Origin of the sequence: Oryzomicrobium sp., assembly GCF_021287045.1 — a bacterium.
GTDB lineage: Bacteria > Pseudomonadota > Gammaproteobacteria > Burkholderiales > Rhodocyclaceae > Oryzomicrobium.
The window spans coordinates 213,102-228,315 of sequence record NZ_JAJTBG010000004.1 but is presented as its reverse complement, the minus strand read 5'-3'; the positions used below and the strand labels follow the sequence as shown (position 1 = coordinate 228,315).

The 15,214-nt window shown below is 65.8% G+C and carries 13 protein-coding genes; 6 read left to right on the top strand and 7 right to left on the bottom strand.

Annotated elements, in window-relative coordinates:
- Positions 1–68: 68 nt before the first annotated feature.
- A complete protein-coding gene (gene guaA / locus LWW89_RS06170) occupies positions 69–1,634 on the bottom strand; it encodes a glutamine-hydrolyzing GMP synthase (protein WP_293262772.1) in 1,566 nt (521 codons plus the stop codon).
- A gap of 67 nt (positions 1,635–1,701) precedes the next feature.
- Positions 1,702–3,165, bottom strand: coding sequence for an IMP dehydrogenase (guaB, locus tag LWW89_RS06165; RefSeq protein ID WP_293262769.1), 1,464 nt, complete (start codon positions 3,163–3,165; stop codon positions 1,702–1,704).
- Between the two features lie 72 nt (positions 3,166–3,237).
- Between guaB and LWW89_RS06160 the strand changes: the two genes are divergently transcribed.
- Positions 3,238–3,825: a DUF4124 domain-containing protein gene (locus tag LWW89_RS06160; protein ID WP_293262766.1), complete on the top strand. Its 588-nt coding sequence runs from the start codon at positions 3,238–3,240 to the stop codon at positions 3,823–3,825.
- Between the two features lie 93 nt (positions 3,826–3,918).
- On the opposite strand, the gene LWW89_RS06155 is transcribed toward LWW89_RS06160, so the two are convergent.
- Entirely contained in the window at positions 3,919–4,233 is a 315-nt protein-coding gene (locus LWW89_RS06155) for an RnfH family protein (RefSeq protein WP_293262763.1), read from the bottom strand.
- Positions 4,234–4,256: 23 nt separating this feature from the next.
- Complete coding sequence (locus LWW89_RS06150; RefSeq protein ID WP_293262760.1) at positions 4,257–4,694, bottom strand: type II toxin-antitoxin system RatA family toxin; 438 nt, start codon at positions 4,692–4,694, stop codon at positions 4,257–4,259.
- A 68-nt stretch (positions 4,695–4,762) separates the two neighbouring features.
- Here LWW89_RS06150 and smpB point away from each other — a divergent pair, with 68 nt between their 5' ends.
- Complete coding sequence (smpB, locus tag LWW89_RS06145; RefSeq protein WP_293262757.1) at positions 4,763–5,212, top strand: SsrA-binding protein SmpB; 450 nt, start codon at positions 4,763–4,765, stop codon at positions 5,210–5,212.
- Positions 5,213–5,440: 228 nt separating this feature from the next.
- Here the strand turns inward: smpB and LWW89_RS06140 are convergent, their stop codons facing one another.
- The 3 genes from LWW89_RS06140 to LWW89_RS06130 all read right to left on the bottom strand — a co-directional run bounded on the left by LWW89_RS06140 (position 5,441) and on the right by LWW89_RS06130 (position 8,956).
- Positions 5,441–5,662 (bottom strand): hypothetical protein, encoded by a 222-nt coding sequence (locus LWW89_RS06140; RefSeq protein WP_293262754.1) that lies wholly within the window; start codon positions 5,660–5,662, stop codon positions 5,441–5,443.
- 13 nt (positions 5,663–5,675) lie between these two features.
- A complete protein-coding gene (gene ppsA / locus LWW89_RS06135) occupies positions 5,676–8,048 on the bottom strand; it encodes a phosphoenolpyruvate synthase (RefSeq protein ID WP_293262751.1) in 2,373 nt (790 codons plus the stop codon).
- 143 nt (positions 8,049–8,191) lie between these two features.
- Entirely contained in the window at positions 8,192–8,956 is a 765-nt protein-coding gene (locus LWW89_RS06130; RefSeq protein ID WP_293262748.1) for an FCD domain-containing protein, read from the bottom strand.
- 288 nt (positions 8,957–9,244) lie between these two features.
- Here LWW89_RS06130 and LWW89_RS06125 point away from each other — a divergent pair, with 288 nt between their 5' ends.
- From LWW89_RS06125 to LWW89_RS06110, 4 genes are read left to right on the top strand one after another with little or no spacing between them, the layout of a single operon-like run.
- Positions 9,245–10,072: a (Fe-S)-binding protein gene (locus LWW89_RS06125; protein WP_293262745.1), complete on the top strand. Its 828-nt coding sequence runs from the start codon at positions 9,245–9,247 to the stop codon at positions 10,070–10,072.
- Position 10,073: 1 nt separating this feature from the next.
- Positions 10,074–10,760, top strand: a complete 687-nt coding sequence (locus LWW89_RS06120; protein WP_293262743.1) for a lactate utilization protein — start codon at positions 10,074–10,076, stop codon at positions 10,758–10,760.
- The gene (locus LWW89_RS06115; RefSeq protein WP_293262740.1) at positions 10,757–12,220 is read left to right on the top strand and encodes a LutB/LldF family L-lactate oxidation iron-sulfur protein; all 1,464 of its coding nucleotides are present in this window, start codon (positions 10,757–10,759) and stop codon (positions 12,218–12,220) included. The genes LWW89_RS06120 and LWW89_RS06115 overlap by 4 nt, the downstream gene beginning before the upstream one ends.
- A 55-nt stretch (positions 12,221–12,275) precedes the next feature.
- The gene (locus LWW89_RS06110; RefSeq protein WP_293262737.1) at positions 12,276–15,056 is read left to right on the top strand and encodes an FAD-binding and (Fe-S)-binding domain-containing protein; all 2,781 of its coding nucleotides are present in this window, start codon (positions 12,276–12,278) and stop codon (positions 15,054–15,056) included.
- Positions 15,057–15,214 lie beyond the last annotated feature (158 nt).

Below are 15,214 nucleotides of genomic sequence, written 5' to 3'. Positions count from 1 at the left end.
CAAATAAAAAGGCCCTTGAATGATCAAGGGCCTTTCTTTTCATGCGCAGAGTGCGAGCGTATCCGCGCTCACTCCCACTCGATGGTCGCCGGCGGCTTGCCGGAGATGTCGTAGACCACCCGGTTGATACCGCGCACCTCGTTGATGATGCGGTTGGACACCTTGCCGAGCAGGCTATGAGGTAGTTCAGCCCAGTGGGCGGTCATGAAGTCCTGGGTCTGCACGGCGCGCAGGGCCACCACGTATTCGTAGGTGCGGCCGTCGCCCATCACGCCCACGCTCTTCACTGGCAGGAACACGGCAAACGCCTGGCTGGTCTTGTCGTACCAGTCGGCAGCGCGCAGTTCGTCGATGAAGATGGCGTCGGCGCGGCGCAGCAGGTCGGCGAATTCCTTCTTCACCTCGCCCAGAATGCGCACCCCCAGGCCGGGGCCGGGGAAGGGGTGACGGTAGACCATCTCGTGGGGCAGGCCCAGGGCGATGCCCAGCTCGCGCACCTCGTCCTTGAACAGCTCGCGCAACGGTTCGAGCAGCTTGAGGTTGAGGGTTTCCGGCAGGCCGCCCACGTTGTGGTGGCTCTTGATGGTGTGGGCCTTGCCGGTCTTGGAGCCGGCGGATTCGATCACGTCCGGGTAGATGGTGCCTTGGGCCAGCCACTTGGCGTTGGGCAGCTTCTTGGCTTCGGCCTGGAAAACCTCGACGAACTCGCGGCCGATGATCTTGCGCTTGGCCTCGGGGTCGGAAACGCCCTTCAGATGACCCATGAACTGCTCGGTGGCATCGACGTGGATGACCTTGACGCCGAGGTTGCGGGCGAACATCTGCATGACCATCTCGCCCTCGTTGAGGCGCAGCAGGCCGTTGTCCACGAACACGCAGGTGAGCTTGTCGCCGATGGCCCGGTGCAGCAGCGCCGCCACCACGGAAGAATCGACGCCGCCGGACAGGCCGAGGATCACTTCCTCGTCGCCCACCTGGGCGCGCACCTTCTCGATGGCCTCGTTCACGTAGTCCGGCATGTTCCAGTCGTGGCCGCAGCCGCAAATCTCGTGCACGAAGCGGGAGATCATTTCCTTGCCCTTGATCGTGTGGGTGACCTCGGGGTGGAACTGTACGGCATAGAACTTGCGGTCCTCGTCGGCCATCGCCGCCACCGGGCAAGAATCGCTGCTGCCGATGACCTTGAAGCCGGCCGGCAGGTCGGTGACTTTGTCGCCGTGGCTCATCCACACTTCGAGCAGGCCGTGGCCTTCGGCGTTGGTGCGGTCCTCGATGCCGTTGAACAGGGCGGAATGGCCCCGGGCGCGCACTTCGGCAAAGCCGAATTCGCGCTTGCCCGAGCTTTCCACCTTGCCGCCCAGTTGCTGGGCCATGGTCTGCATGCCGTAGCAGATTCCGAGCACCGGCACCCCCAGCTCGAAGACAGCCTGGGGCGCCTTCCAGTCCAGGGCTTCGTACACCGAGTTCGGGCCGCCCGAGAGGATGATGCCCTGGGGGTTGAACTGGCGGACGAACTCGTCGCTGACGTCGAAGGGATGCAGCTCGCAATAGACCTGCTGCTCGCGCACGCGGCGGGCGATGAGCTGGGTGACCTGGGAGCCGAAATCGAGGATGAGGATTTTCTGGTGAGCCATGGCGAAATGCTCTGGTAAAAACGCGAAGGGCGGCCGCGCTGGGCCGCCCCGGGGAACCGACGGTGGATCAATCCACGTGGTAGTTGGGTGCTTCCTTGGTGATCTGCACGTCATGGACGTGGGACTCGCGCACACCGGCGGAGGTGATCTCCACAAAGGTGGCGTTGGCGTGCATGTCGCCGATGGTCGGGCAGCCCAGGTAACCCATGGACGAACGCAGGCCGCCCATTAGCTGGTGGATCACGTTGAGCACCGGGCCCTTGTGCGGCACACGGCCCTCGATGCCTTCGGGCACCAGCTTGTCCACGTTGGCGGTGCTTTCCTGGAAGTAGCGGTCGGCGGCGCCGGCCTGCATGGCGCCCAGGGAGCCCATTCCCCGGTAGGACTTGTAGGAACGCCCCTGGAACAGCTCGACTTCGCCCGGTGCCTCGTCGGTACCGGCGAACAGGCCGCCCAGCATGACGGCATTGGCGCCGGCGGCAATGGCCTTGGCGATGTCGCCGGAGTAGCGGATGCCGCCGTCGGCGATGAGGGGCACGCCGGTATTCTTGAGGGCTTCGGAAACGTTGTGGATGGCGGTGATCTGGGGCACGCCCACGCCAGCCACGATACGGGTGGTGCAGATGGAACCGGGGCCGATGCCGACCTTGACGCCGTCGGCGCCGGCATCGACCAGGGCCAGGGCGGCTTCGGCGGTGGCGATGTTGCCGCCGATCACCTGCACGTTGGGGAAGTTTTTCTTGACCCAGGTGACGCGGTCGAGCACGCCCTGGGAGTGGCCGTGGGCGGTATCGACCACGATCACGTCAACGCCGGCTTCGGCCAGGACCTCGGCCCGCTCTTCGGTGCCGGCACCGACGCCGACGGCGGCGCCGACGCGCAGGCGGCCGTGGCCATCCTTGGCGGCATTGGGGTATTCGGTGGCCTTGAGGATGTCCTTGACGGTGATCAGGCCGCGCAGGTGGAATTCATCGTCCACCACCAACACGCGCTCCAGGCGGTGCAGGCGGATCAGTTCCTTGGCTTCGTCGATGCTGGCGCCTTCCTTGACCGTGACCAGGCGCTTGCGCGGGGTCATGATCTCCTTGACCGACTGGGCCAGGTTGGATTCGAAACGCAGGTCGCGGTTGGTGACGATGCCCACCACCTTGCCACCCTTGTCCACCACCGGCATGCCGGAGATGCGGTGCTGACGGGTGATTTCCACCACCTGGCCGACGGTCATGTTCGGCGTGATGGTGATCGGGTCCTTGAGCACGCCGGCCTCGTGGCGCTTTACCTTGGACACCTCGGCGGCCTGGGCCTTGGGAGTGAGGTTCTTGTGCACAATGCCGATGCCGCCTTCCTGGGCGATGGCGATCGCTAGGCGGGCTTCGGTCACGGTGTCCATGGCGGCGGACACCAGCGGCATATTGAGGGAAATCTGACGGGTCAGCTTGGACTGCAGACTGACATCGCGGGGGAGGATGTCGGAGTGAGCGGGAACGAGGAGGACGTCGTCGAACGTCAACGCCTTCTGGATCAGACGCATGGCTTCAAACCTTTGGCTCAAAATGCGATTATACGCGGGTAGCCAATCCACGGACAATAAAAGGATCGCTCGATGCCCATCTTCCGCCGCTCTCCGCCTGCCCCGGGCCTGCTGTCGCGAGGTTTTGCCCCCCTCGCCCGCGCAGCCGCTATCGCCGGCATCGCGGCCCTCGCCGGGCTTGCCGGCCAGGCTGGCGCCGAGACCTACATCTGGAAGGATGCCAACGGCAAGACCATCATTTCCGATTCGCCCCCGCCCCGCACGAGCAAGACCCCGGCCCGCTCCAGCGGTGGCGACGGCAAGAACCCGGGCTATGCCCTACCGGCCGACAAGGCCGAAGCGGCACAGGGGAAAAACGCGCAAGCAAGCAGCAACGGCGCCCCGGCCGCCGCCCCCAAGACCATGGCCGACAAGGACCTGGAATTTCGCAAGCGCCAGATGGAAAACCGGGACCAGGAGGAAAAGGCCGCCAAGGAAGCCCAGGACAAGGCCCGCCGCCAGGATGAATGCAAGCGCGCCAGCGAATACCTGGCCGCCCTGCAGAATGGCCAACGCATTGCCCGTTTCAATGACAAGGGCGAACGGGAAATCCTCGACGATGCCCAGCGCGATAGTGAAATCGCCCGGAGCCGGCAGTCGGTGAACGAGCTCTGCAAGTAAGTTCTGCGCTGCGCCCGCGCAGCAACGCGACAACAAAAACGCCCTGGCATGCCAGGGCGTTTTTGTTGGACCCGCAATGCGAGGCATAAGCGGCTAGACGGCGCCCTCGTGAGCCTCCCCTGCCCCCTTCTTCATCGCCTTGCCCTCCGCGGCGCGGCGCTTGCGCACTTCCTTGGGGTCGGCGATCAGGGGACGGTAGATTTCCACCCGGTCCCTGTCGCGCAGCGGTGTATCTAAGCGGACCAGCTTGGCGAACACCCCCACCTTGTTGCTGGCCAAGTCGATCTCGGGGCACTTGGCGAGCAGTCCCGAGGCTTCGATGGCCTGCTGCGCCGTGGCGCCTTCCGGCAGGTCCAGGGCCACCAGTTCCTGGTGGCCGGGCAGGGCGTACACCACTTCGATCTTCATCGCGGCTCCTCGGAGGCTAAACGCTAAGGACGGCGGTAGAGCTGGTCGGCCCGTTTGACGAAGGCATCGACGAAGGTGTTGGCGATGTGCGAAAACACCGGGCCGATGATCTTTTCCAGCAATTTGTTGGAAAACTCGTAGGAGAGGGAAAACTCCACCTTGCAGGCCGCATCGCCGAGGGGCTTGAAGTGCCAGCGGCCTTCGAGCTTGCGGAACGGGCCATCCACCAGCTTGATGGCCATCCAGCGCGGGACTTCCTTGTCGTTCTCGGTGGTGAAGTGGGCTTTGACGCTGTGGTAGTTGATGTGCAGCGTGGCGACAGTCTTGCTCTCGGTGCGCTGCTTCAGTTCGGTGGCGCCGCACCAGGGGAGAAACTGGGGATAGTCCTCGACCCGGTCCACCAGGTCGAACATGTGTTGTGCCGTATGTTCGATGAGTACCGACTTTTCAACCAGGGCCATGGGGATGCGGGGCGCCCTCGCCCCGGGAATCAAGTAGAATCGATCATTTTAGCGAAAACCCAGGCGCCATGAGCATCACCGTCAACAAGAAGGCGTTCCACGACTACTTCGTCGAGGAAAAGATCGAGGCCGGCCTCGCCCTGCAAGGGTGGGAGGTCAAGGCTATTCGCGCCGGGCGGGTGAACATCAAGGAATCCTACGTGGTGATCAAGAAGGGCGAGATCCAGCTGCTCGGCATGCACCTCACCGCCCTGCCCACCGCCTCGACCCACGTCACGCCGGACCCGACCCGCACCCGCAAGCTGCTGCTGCACCGTGCCCAGATCGACAAGCTGATCGGCCAGGTCGAGCGGGCCGGCTACACCCTGGTGCCCATCGACCTGCACTACACCCGGGGTCGCATCAAGCTGGAAATCGGCCTGGCCAAGGGCAAGAAGCTGCACGACAAGCGCAGCGACGAAAAAGAGAAGGATTGGAAGCGCGAACAGGGCCAGTTGATGAAGGAACGGCAGCGCTGATCGCACGCCAGCCCCCTCCCCTTCATCCAAACCCCGCGCCAATACTCGCTCTTCAGCTACCTGTCGCCAAAGGCCGCGCCAGTATTGGCGCTCCAGAGTGGCACTCTCAAGATCGGCCAGGGACGCGGGGTTTGAAACCTGCTGCGGCTAGACTGACCACAAACAAAAAGCCGGAGACGCACCAGCGCTCCGGCTTTTTTGCGCCCTCGGGCACCGCCCAACTCGCCCCTAGCGGCGAAAAACCTGGAACCAGGTCCACACCAGGGTCATGGACGCGGTGAGCCAGAGAAAAACCTGTGCACCGAAAGAGGCGGCGGGAAAGGCGTAGAGCACGCCCGCCACTACCCAGGCCCCAGCGCCGAACCAGCAAACGAAAAGGGCACCGAGCCGAAGCTCGATGCCCATCAGAACGACGCCCAGCAGCAGCCAGTGCCACCAGGCGACGGTCATGCCGCGGACCTTGTTACTGGCCCTGGCCGGCGAGGCGCAGCCAGGTGTCCACCACGGTGTCCGGGTTGAGGGAGATGGAGGTGATGTTCTGCTCCATCAGCCACTCGGCCAGATCGGGGTGGTCGGAAGGCCCTTGGCCACAGATGCCAACGTACTTGCCCTTCTTGTTGGCGGCGGAAATCGCCATGGCCAGCAGGGTCTTGACGGCGGGATCGCGCTCGTCGAACAGGGAGGCCACCAGGCCGGAATCCCGGTCCAGGCCCAGGGTCAGCTGAGTCAGGTCGTTGGAGCCGATCGAGAAGCCGTCGAACACCTCCAGGAACTGCTCGGCCAGCAGGGCGTTGGACGGGATCTCGCACATCATGATCAGCTTGAGGCCGTTCTCGCCCTTCTTCAGGCCGTGCTGGGCGAGCAGATCGACGACCTGCTTACCCTCGTCCACGGTGCGCACGAAGGGAACCATCAGCTCCACGTTGGTCAGGCCCATTTCCTCGCGGACCTTCTTCATGGCGCGGCATTCCATCTCGAAGCAGTCGCGGAAGCTCTGGGCGATGTAGCGGGACGCACCGCGGAAGCCCAGCATGGGGTTCTCTTCCTCCGGCTCGTACAGCTCGCCGCCGAGCAGCTTGCGGTACTCGTTGGACTTGAAGTCGGACAGGCGCACGATCACCGGCTTGGGCCAGAAGGCGGCGGCGATGGTGGCCACGCCTTCGGCCAGCTTCTCGACGAAGAATTCCTTCGGGCTGGCGTAGCCCCGGGCGCGGCGCTGGATTTCCTCGCGCTTGCTGGCGGGCAGGCGGTCGATGTCCAGAATGGCCTTGGGGTGGATGCCGATGACGTTGTTGATGACGAACTCGACGCGAGCCAGGCCGACGCCGCCGTTGGGCAGTTGGGAGAACTCGAAGGCCAGCTCCGGGTTGCCCACGTTCATCATGATCTTGGTGTCGATGTCGGGCATGGTGCCCAGATCGCGGGAGATCACTTCGAAGTCGAGCTTGCCGCGGTACACGTGGCCGGTGTCGCCTTCGGCGCAGGACACGGTCACCAGGTCGCCGTCGGACAGGGTCTCGGTGGCGTCGCCACAGCCGACGATGGCGGGAATGCCCAGCTCACGGGCGATGATCGCCGCGTGGCAGGTACGGCCGCCCCGGTTGGTGACGATGGCGGAGGCGCGCTTCATCACCGGCTCCCAGTTCGGGTCGGTCATGTCGGCCACCAGCACGTCGCCGGGCTGGACCTTGTCCATTTCGGAGGGATCGGTGGCGATGCGCACCGGGCCGGCACCGATCTTCTGGCCGATGGCGCGGCCGGAGGCCAGCACCTTGGAATAGCTCTTGAGCTTGAACTTCTGCAACCGGTCGTGGCCTTCCTGGGACTTCACGGTCTCGGGACGGGCCTGCAGGACGTACAGCTTGCCGTCCACGCCGTCGCGGCCCCACTCGATGTCCATCGGGCGGCCGTAGTGCTTCTCGATGATCACGGCGTAGCGGGCCAGCTCCATGACCTCGGCGTCGGAGATCGAGAACTGGATGCGCTCGGCTTCGGCCACGTCCACGGTCTGGGTGGACTTGCCGGCGACCTTCTGGTCGGTGAACACCATCTTGATCAGCTTGGAGCCGATATTGCGGCGGATCACGGCGTTCTTGCCCGCTTCCAGCATGGGCTTGTGCACGTAGAACTCGTCCGGGTTCACCGCACCCTGCACCACGGTCTCGCCGAGGCCGTAGGAGGCGGTGATGAACACCGCGTCGCGGAAGCCGGATTCGGTGTCCAGGGTAAACATCACGCCGGAAGCGCCCGTGTCAGAACGGACCATGCGCTGCACGCCGGCGGACAGGGCCACCTCGGCGTGGGTGAAGCCCTTGTGCACCCGGTAGGCGATGGCGCGGTCGTTGTACAGGGAGGCGAACACTTCCTTCATCGCGTGGAGGATGTTCTCCAGGCCGACGATATTGAGGAAGGTTTCCTGCTGGCCGGCGAAGGAAGCATCCGGCAGATCCTCGGCGGTGGCGGAGGAACGCACGGCGAAGGACGCCTCGGGGGAGGAATCCTTGATCAGGGCCTGGTAGTGCTCGGCGATCTGTTTTTCCAGTTCGGCCGGGAACGGAGTGTCGACGATCCACTGACGAATCTGGGCGCCGGTTTCCACCAGCTTTTTGACGTCGTCCACGTCCAGGGTTTCAAGAGCCTTCTGGATGCGGTCGGCCAGCCCGTTGTGGGCCAGGAACACCCGGTAGGCCTCGGCCGTGGTGGCGAAACCACCGGGAACACGCACATCGGTGTTCGCCAGTTGGCTGATCATCTCGCCGAGTGAGGCGTTTTTGCCCCCCACTTTCTCAACGTCGTCCATACGCAGTTGATCGAAGCTGATCACATAAGCGCTCATCGCCGGATTAATCCTTTCGAGTAATGCATGAATGCAAGGTTGGGGGCAAAAAGAAACTACGGAAAAACCTTTGTTTATGCGGGTTTCGGCCAAAACCCGGCCGCGTGCAGATCAGCGGGCCGCGGCGAAAGTGGGGGATTTTCTCACTTTAAGCGGCGCAGCGCACGGGTTTCCCGCTCGGCGTGCTGCGCCGTCTCGATCATGCTTTCCCGAACGAAATCAATGTGCCGCCGCACCGCATCCTGGGCCGCCTGGGGGTTGCGGCTGCGGATCGACTCCCAGATCGCCGCGTGCTGGTGGCGCAGTTCCAGCCAGTCCTCTTCGAAGCGGCGCAGGTGGCGCAGGTTGACGTCGATGTGGTCGTGGGTGACGCGGAACAAGCTGGCGGTGAGGTGGCCAAACATCACGTTGTGGGCCGCCTCGGCGATGGCCTGGTGAAAGGCCAGGTCGGCCTTGACCTGCTGCTCCAGCACCTTGGCCGAAGTACCCTGGGCGAACAGGGATTCGACCCGCTCGAAGGCCTGGCCGATACGCAGGATGTCGGCGTCGGTGGCGCGGCGGGCGGCCAGGGAGGCGGCCTCGGATTCGAGCATGCCGCGGAATTCGAGCAGATCGCCCTGGATGTTGGGATGCTGGCGCAGCATCTCCTGCCAGGGGTCGGTGAAAGCGGCGTCGAGCTGGTCGGTGACATAGGTGCCCCCGCCCTGGCGGCTTTGCAGCATGCCCTTGGAGACGAGCTTCTGGATGGCTTCGCGCAACGAGGGACGGGACACGCCCAGTTCGGCGGCCAGTTCGCGCTCTGGCTGCAAGCGGTCCCCGGGCTTTAACGAACCTTCCAGGATGCGCCGTTCCAGGTCCAGGGCGATGGTGTCCGAGAGTCGCTGCACTGCAAGCTTGCCGCCAGACATTGCCGCTCCATTAAATTGGTCAGACCACCATGATACGGCTTAAACACTGGGTTTTCAAGATTCCGGTACGTAGAAACCACAGTGGTTTTCGATTGTGCACCGCAAAATCAATCAGTTGAGTCTTATAGATGATTGACTTTATTGCCCGCTGCGCGTAACTTCTGTCGCCATCGGTTTGATTGGTCTTACCAATTTACCGTAAGTCGATTTACCGGTTCATAACCGAAACCAACCGAAAAGCCGCTGCGACCCACATCGTGGGCGCCAACCGGCAGGACTGGAGGAGACATGAGCGTCCCCCTCGTGAGCGCGGGCGAACACCCCGTGCGCGCCTATCCCCCCCGCCCCCAGGCGGTGTATTTCTATGGCACCTGCCTGGTGGACCTGTTCGTCCCCGAGGCCGGCATGGACGCCATCACCCTCCTGGAACGGGAAGGCATCCGGGTGATCTTCCCGGACAACCAGACCTGCTGCGGCCAACCCGCCTTCTCCAGCGGCTTTCCCGACGAGGCGCGCCAAGTAGCCGCCTCCCAGCTCGACCTGTTTCCCGAGGACTACCCGGTGGTGGTGCCCTCCGGCTCCTGCGGCGGCATGATCCGCTGGCACTGGGAAAAGATCTTCGCCGACGACCCGGCACGCTACGCCCAGGCCAAGGCCATCGCCGAACGGACCTACGAGTTCGCCGAATTCCTGCTCCACGTGGTCGGCTTCAACCGCCCCGACCAGGGCGAGCCCACCACCGTCACCCTGCACACCTCCTGTTCCGCGCGGCGCGAAATGGGCACCCACCTGGTGGGCCGGGAACTCCTCGCCAAGCTGGGCAACGTCACCCTCGCCCACCACGGCCATGAATCGGAATGCTGCGGCTTCGGCGGCACCTTCTCGCTCAAGCACCCGGACGTGTCCACCGCCATGGTCACGGACAAGGTCGCGGCCCTGAAGGCCACCGGCGCCAGCGAAGTGGTCACCGCCGACTGCGGTTGCCTGCTCAACATCACCAAGCGCGCCGCCAAGGAAGACCTGGATGCGGGCCGGGTGAAAGCCTCCCTGCCGGGCGAACACCTGGCCACCTTCCTGCTGCGCCGCACCGGCGGCCAGGCTTCCGGGAGCAACTGACATGAGCGCCCGCGACCGCATCCTCGCCAAGCTGCGCGCCAACGCGCCGCAAATCCCCCTGCCCGTGCCCACGCCTCAGCTCGACGCCCACTACGCCGCCCGGGACCGCCAGGAATCGACCCTGGACCGGCTGGCCCGCTTCCGCACCGGCATCGAGAGCTTCCACGCCGACGTCCACGTCACCCTGGAAGAATCCTGGCCCGAACTGCTCGCCCGCCTGTGCGCTGAAAAGGGTGTGTCCAGCCTGCTCTACGGCGCCGCCACCCCGGCCGGCCAGCGCCTCGACGCCGCGGCCTTCGCCGCCAATGGCACCGCCCTGCGCCCCTGGGCCGGCCAGGTGGAAGACATCAAGGCCGACCTCTTTCATAAGGTAGATGCAGGCTTCACCCAGGCTCGGGGCGCCATTGCCGAAACCGGCACCCTGATCCTGTGGCCCTCCCCCGCCGAGCCGCGCACCCTGTCCCTGGTGCCGCCGATCCACTTCGTGCTGCTCGACGCCGCCACCATCCACCCCACCTTCTTCGACGCCCTGCGCGCCGAGAACTGGGCTGGCGGCCTGCCCACCAATGCCCTGCTGGTGTCCGGCCCGTCCAAGACCGCCGACATCCAGCAGACCCTGGCCTACGGCGCCCACGGCCCGAAGGAGCTGATCGTGCTGGTCACCACCCGGGAAGGAGCGGCGCAATGAACGCCCCCACGCCTCACACCGCCCACGCCACCCGAGGCAAGCCCATCGCCTTCGTTTCCGCCGAGGCCCTGCGCGAGCGGGTCCACGAGGCGATCAACGACGACCACCTGCGCAGCAGCTTCCGCGGTGCCATGGACTTTCTCATGGCCAAGCGGGCCGCCCAGTTCCCGGACGAATCGGAGCTGGTGTCCCTGCGCAGCTTGTCGGAGGCGATCCGCCAGTACAGCCTGTCGAAATTACCCGACCTGCTGGAACAGCTCGAAGCCAACCTGACCCGCAACGGCGTCCACGTGCACTGGGCCGAGACCCCGGACGAGGCCAACGCCATCATGCTCGACATCGCCCGGCGCCATCAGGCCAAGCTGATCGTCAAGGGCAAGTCCATGGTCAGCGAGGAAATCGAGTTCAACCACGCCATGGAAGCCGCCGGCATCGGCGCCCTGGAATCGGACATGGGCGAGTACATCGTCCAATTGGCCGGGGAGAAGCCCTCCCACATCATCATGCCGGCCATCCACAAGACCAAGGAGCAGATCGCCCGGCTGTTCGCCGAGAAGGTGCCCGGGGTCGACTACACCGACAACGTGGACGCCCTGATCCAGATCGGCCGCCAGGTGCTGCGCGAGAAGTTCGAGCAGGCCGAAATCGGCCTGTCCGGCGTCAACTTCGCCGTGGCCGAGACCGGCACCCTGTGCCTGGTGGAAAACGAAGGCAACGGCCGCATGTGCACCACCGTGCCCAAGGTGCACATCGCCATTACCGGCATCGAGAAGGTGGTGGAAAAGCTCGAGCACGTGGCCCCCCTGTACTCGATCCTGACCCGCTCGGCCACCGGCCAGGCGGTATCCACCTACTTCAACCTGATCTCCGGTCCGCGCAAGGCCGACGAGAAGGACGGCCCGCAAGAGGTGCATCTGGTGCTGCTCGACAACGGCCGTTCCCAGGCCTACGCCGACGAACAACTGCGCAAGACCCTGCAATGCATCCGCTGCGGCGCCTGCATGAACCATTGCCCGGTGTACACCCGCATCGGCGGTCATGCCTACGGCACTACCTACCCGGGCCCCATCGGCAAGATCGTCTCGCCCCACATGATGGGACTGGAGCAGACCCACCTGCTGCCCACCCTGTCCACCCTGTGCGGCGCCTGCGGCGAAGTCTGCCCGGTGAAGATCCCCATCCCGGAACTACTGGTGCGCCTGCGCGGCGAAGCCCAGAGCGCCCCCCATCCCCATCCGGCGATGGTCGGCCAGGGGGCGGGCTACCGGCCCCTGGTGTCCTTCGTCTGGCGTTTGTGGGCGCGCATCTACGCCCAGCCTGGCGCCTACCGGGCCTTCACCTGGCTGGCGTCGCGCTTCCGCGCCCTGACGCCGTCGCGCCAGAGCGGCTGGACGGTGGCCCGCACGCCCCTCAAGCCCGCGCCGAAACGGCTGCGGGACATGGTGCGCGAGCGCGTCTAAACCCCACCGGCCCCCTTCTTTTTCCACCGATTATCCCTGCCTGGGAGCACCGACCGTGTCCGCTCTGATCGACGCCCTGCGCCGCCGCCTGCCCGCTGATCGGGTCATTACCGACGAACTGCGCCGCCTTGCCTATGGCACCGACGGCAGCTTCTACCGCCTGGTGCCGGAAGTGGTGGCGGTGGTCAATGACGAGGCTGAGGTTCGCGATGTGGCCCATCTGGCCCGCCAGCACCGGCGCCCGGTCACCTTCCGCGCCGCCGGCACCAGCCTGTGCGGCCAGGCGGTCACCGACGGAGTGCTGGTACTGCTCGGCGAGGGCTTCGCCACCTGCGCCATCGCCGCCGACGGCGCCACCGTGGCGGTGGGTCCGGCCATGGTGGGCGCCGAGGTAAACCGGCGCCTCGCCCCCCTGGGCAAGAAGATCGGCCCCGACCCGGCATCGATCAACGCCGCCAAGATCGGCGGCATGGCCGCCAACAACAGCAGCGGCATGTGCTGCGGCACCGCTCAGAACAGCTACAACACCCTGGCGGCGATCCGGGTGCTGCTGGCCGACGGCACCGTGCTCGACACCGGCGAGCCGGCCAATGTCGCCGCCTTCCGCATCAGCCACGCCGCCCTCCTCTCCCGCCTGGATCAACTGGCCGACGACGTGCGCACCGATGCGGCCCTGTGCGAACGCATCCGCACCAAGTACAAGATCAAGAACACCACCGGCTACAGCCTCAACGCCCTGGTGGACTTCACCGACCCGGTGGACATCCTGGCCCACCTGATGATCGGCTCCGAAGGCACCCTAGGCTTCATTTCCCAGGTGACCTACCGCACCGTGCCGGAATACGCCAACAAGGCCAGCGCCCTGGCCTTCTTCCCGGACATGGAGACCGCCTGCCGCGCCGTGGTCGGTCTCAAGGCCCGGCCGGTGGATGCCGTCGAACTGCTCGACCGGGCCTCGCTGCGCGCCGTGGCCCACAAGCCGGGCATGCCGCCGCTGCTCAAGACCCTGGACGAAGGCGCCACCGCCCTGCTGATCGAGACCCGGGCGCCCTCCGCCGCCGAGCTGCAAGCGCGCATCGGCGCGGTGCTCGACGAACTGAACGCCTATCCCCTGGTGGAAGCCCCGGCCTTCACCACCGACGCCGCCGAGATCGAGCGCCTCTGGAACGTGCGCAAGGGCACCTTCCCCGCCGTCGGCGCGGTGCGCAAGCCGGGCACCACGGTGATCATCGAGGACGTGGCGGTGGCGGTGCCCGACCTGGCCGCCTGCTGCCTCGACCTGCAACACCTGTTCGCCAAGCACGGCTACCACGAGGCCATCATTTTCGGCCACGCCCTGGAAGGCAACGTGCACTTCGTGTTCACCCAGGACTTCGGCATCGAAACCGAGGTGGCCCGCTACGCCGCCTTCATGGACGACGTGTGCGCCCTGCTGGTCAAGAAGTACGACGGTTCCCTCAAGGCCGAGCACGGCACCGGGCGCAACATGGCGCCCTTCGTCGAACTGGAATGGGGCGCCCGGGCCTACGGCCTGATGCGCCAGATCAAGGACCTGTTCGACCCGGAAGGCCTGCTCAACCCGGGCGTGATCATCAACGACGACCCGGAGGCCCACCTCCAGCACCTCAAGCCCATGCCCGCCGCCGGCGAGCTGTACGCCCCGGTGGACCGTTGCATCGAGTGCGGTTTCTGCGAGCCCCAGTGCCCCTCCCACGGCCTGACCCTGTCGCCGCGCCAGCGCATCGTCGCCTGGCGCGAGCTATCGCGCCGCCATGCCGCCGGTGAAGCCACTGGCGAGCTGGGCGAGGACTACCTCTACCAGGGCCTGGAAACCTGCGCCGGTTGCGGCCTGTGCTCCACCGCCTGCCCGGTGGGCATCGAGACCGGCGCCCTGGTGCGCGCCGTGCGCGGCGAAAACCTGTCCGGCGTCGCCCGCCAGCTAGGCCAGGTGGCTGCCCGCAATTTCGCCACCACCCAGGCCCTGGCGCGCACCGCCCTCAAGGCCGGCCACCTGGCCGAATCCCTGGTGGGTGCCACGCTGCTCGGCAAGTTCACCGGCGGCGCCTGGAAGGCCGGCATGCCCCGGCCCCAGCCGGCGGGCCGCGCCCGCGTCGGCCAGGGCGACAAGATCGTCTATTTCCCCACCTGCGCCGGGCGCATCTTCGGCGCAGAGTCGCCGGAACAGGCCCTTTCCGCCACCGTCATCCGGGTGCTGGAGCGAGCCGGCTACGCGCCGATCGTCCCCGCTGGCGTCGATGCCCTGTGCTGCGGCCAGTCGTTTGCCAGCAAGGGCCTGGCGGCGGAAGCCGACCGCAAGTCGGCGGAGCTGGAAGCGGCCCTGCGCGAGGCCAGCGACAACGGCAAGTACCCGATCGTGCTCGACGCCAGCGCCTGCACCCTGCGCATGAAGACCTACCTGGCCGAGCGGCTGCCGGTCTATGACCTGGTGGAGTTCGCCCACGACGCCCTGCTGCCGCGCCTGATGCTGCAAAAGAAGGCCGACCCGGTGCTGGTACACCTCAACTGTAGCGCCCGGCGCATGGGCGCCGAGGCCAAGCTCAAGGCCCTGGCCCAGGCCTGCGCCGAGCAGGTGGTGATGCCGCCCGAGGTGAAGTGCTGCGGTTTCGGCGGCGACCGGGGCTTTGTCGTGCCCGAACTCAACGCCCACGCCCTGCGCAAGATTCACGATGACGTGCCGGCCAATTGTTGCGGCGGCTATTCGAGCAACAAGACCTGTGAGATCGGCCTGACCGCCGCCACCGGCGTGCCCTACCACTCCATCGTCCACCTGCTCGACGAATGCAGCCAGGAGGCCGCCCGCATGGCGACCTGCTGACCGAACCTTCCCCGGCGGCGCCGCGGGAAACGACACCCCCACCTCCAAACGCAAGACAGGGAGCCGATCTCGAAAGGGATCGCCTCGGGAGGCCCGTGTGTGCTCGTTTTCCCGAGGGGCTCCGTGGAAACCCATAACCCGTGCGGCGATCCAGGCAT

What these genes read in the sequence shown, in the direction of transcription:
- smpB (WP_293262757.1), top strand. Translation starts at nt 4,763, where the DNA reads ATGAGCATCACCGTCAACAAGAAGGCGTTCCACGACTACTTCGTCGAG.
- guaA (WP_293262772.1), bottom strand. Translation starts at nt 1,634, where the DNA reads ATGGCTCACCAGAAAATCCTCATCCTCGATTTCGGCTCCCAGGTCACC.
- LWW89_RS06160 (WP_293262766.1), top strand. Translation starts at nt 3,238, where the DNA reads ATGCCCATCTTCCGCCGCTCTCCGCCTGCCCCGGGCCTGCTGTCGCGA.
- LWW89_RS06120 (WP_293262743.1), top strand. Translation starts at nt 10,074, where the DNA reads ATGAGCGCCCGCGACCGCATCCTCGCCAAGCTGCGCGCCAACGCGCCG.
- LWW89_RS06115 (WP_293262740.1), top strand. Translation starts at nt 10,757, where the DNA reads ATGAACGCCCCCACGCCTCACACCGCCCACGCCACCCGAGGCAAGCCC.
- LWW89_RS06150 (WP_293262760.1), bottom strand. Translation starts at nt 4,694, where the DNA reads ATGGCCCTGGTTGAAAAGTCGGTACTCATCGAACATACGGCACAACAC.
- LWW89_RS06155 (WP_293262763.1), bottom strand. Translation starts at nt 4,233, where the DNA reads ATGAAGATCGAAGTGGTGTACGCCCTGCCCGGCCACCAGGAACTGGTG.
- ppsA (WP_293262751.1), bottom strand. Translation starts at nt 8,048, where the DNA reads ATGAGCGCTTATGTGATCAGCTTCGATCAACTGCGTATGGACGACGTT.
- LWW89_RS06130 (WP_293262748.1), bottom strand. Translation starts at nt 8,956, where the DNA reads ATGTCTGGCGGCAAGCTTGCAGTGCAGCGACTCTCGGACACCATCGCC.
- LWW89_RS06140 (WP_293262754.1), bottom strand. Translation starts at nt 5,662, where the DNA reads ATGACCGTCGCCTGGTGGCACTGGCTGCTGCTGGGCGTCGTTCTGATG.
- guaB (WP_293262769.1), bottom strand. Translation starts at nt 3,165, where the DNA reads ATGCGTCTGATCCAGAAGGCGTTGACGTTCGACGACGTCCTCCTCGTT.
- LWW89_RS06125 (WP_293262745.1), top strand. Translation starts at nt 9,245, where the DNA reads ATGAGCGTCCCCCTCGTGAGCGCGGGCGAACACCCCGTGCGCGCCTAT.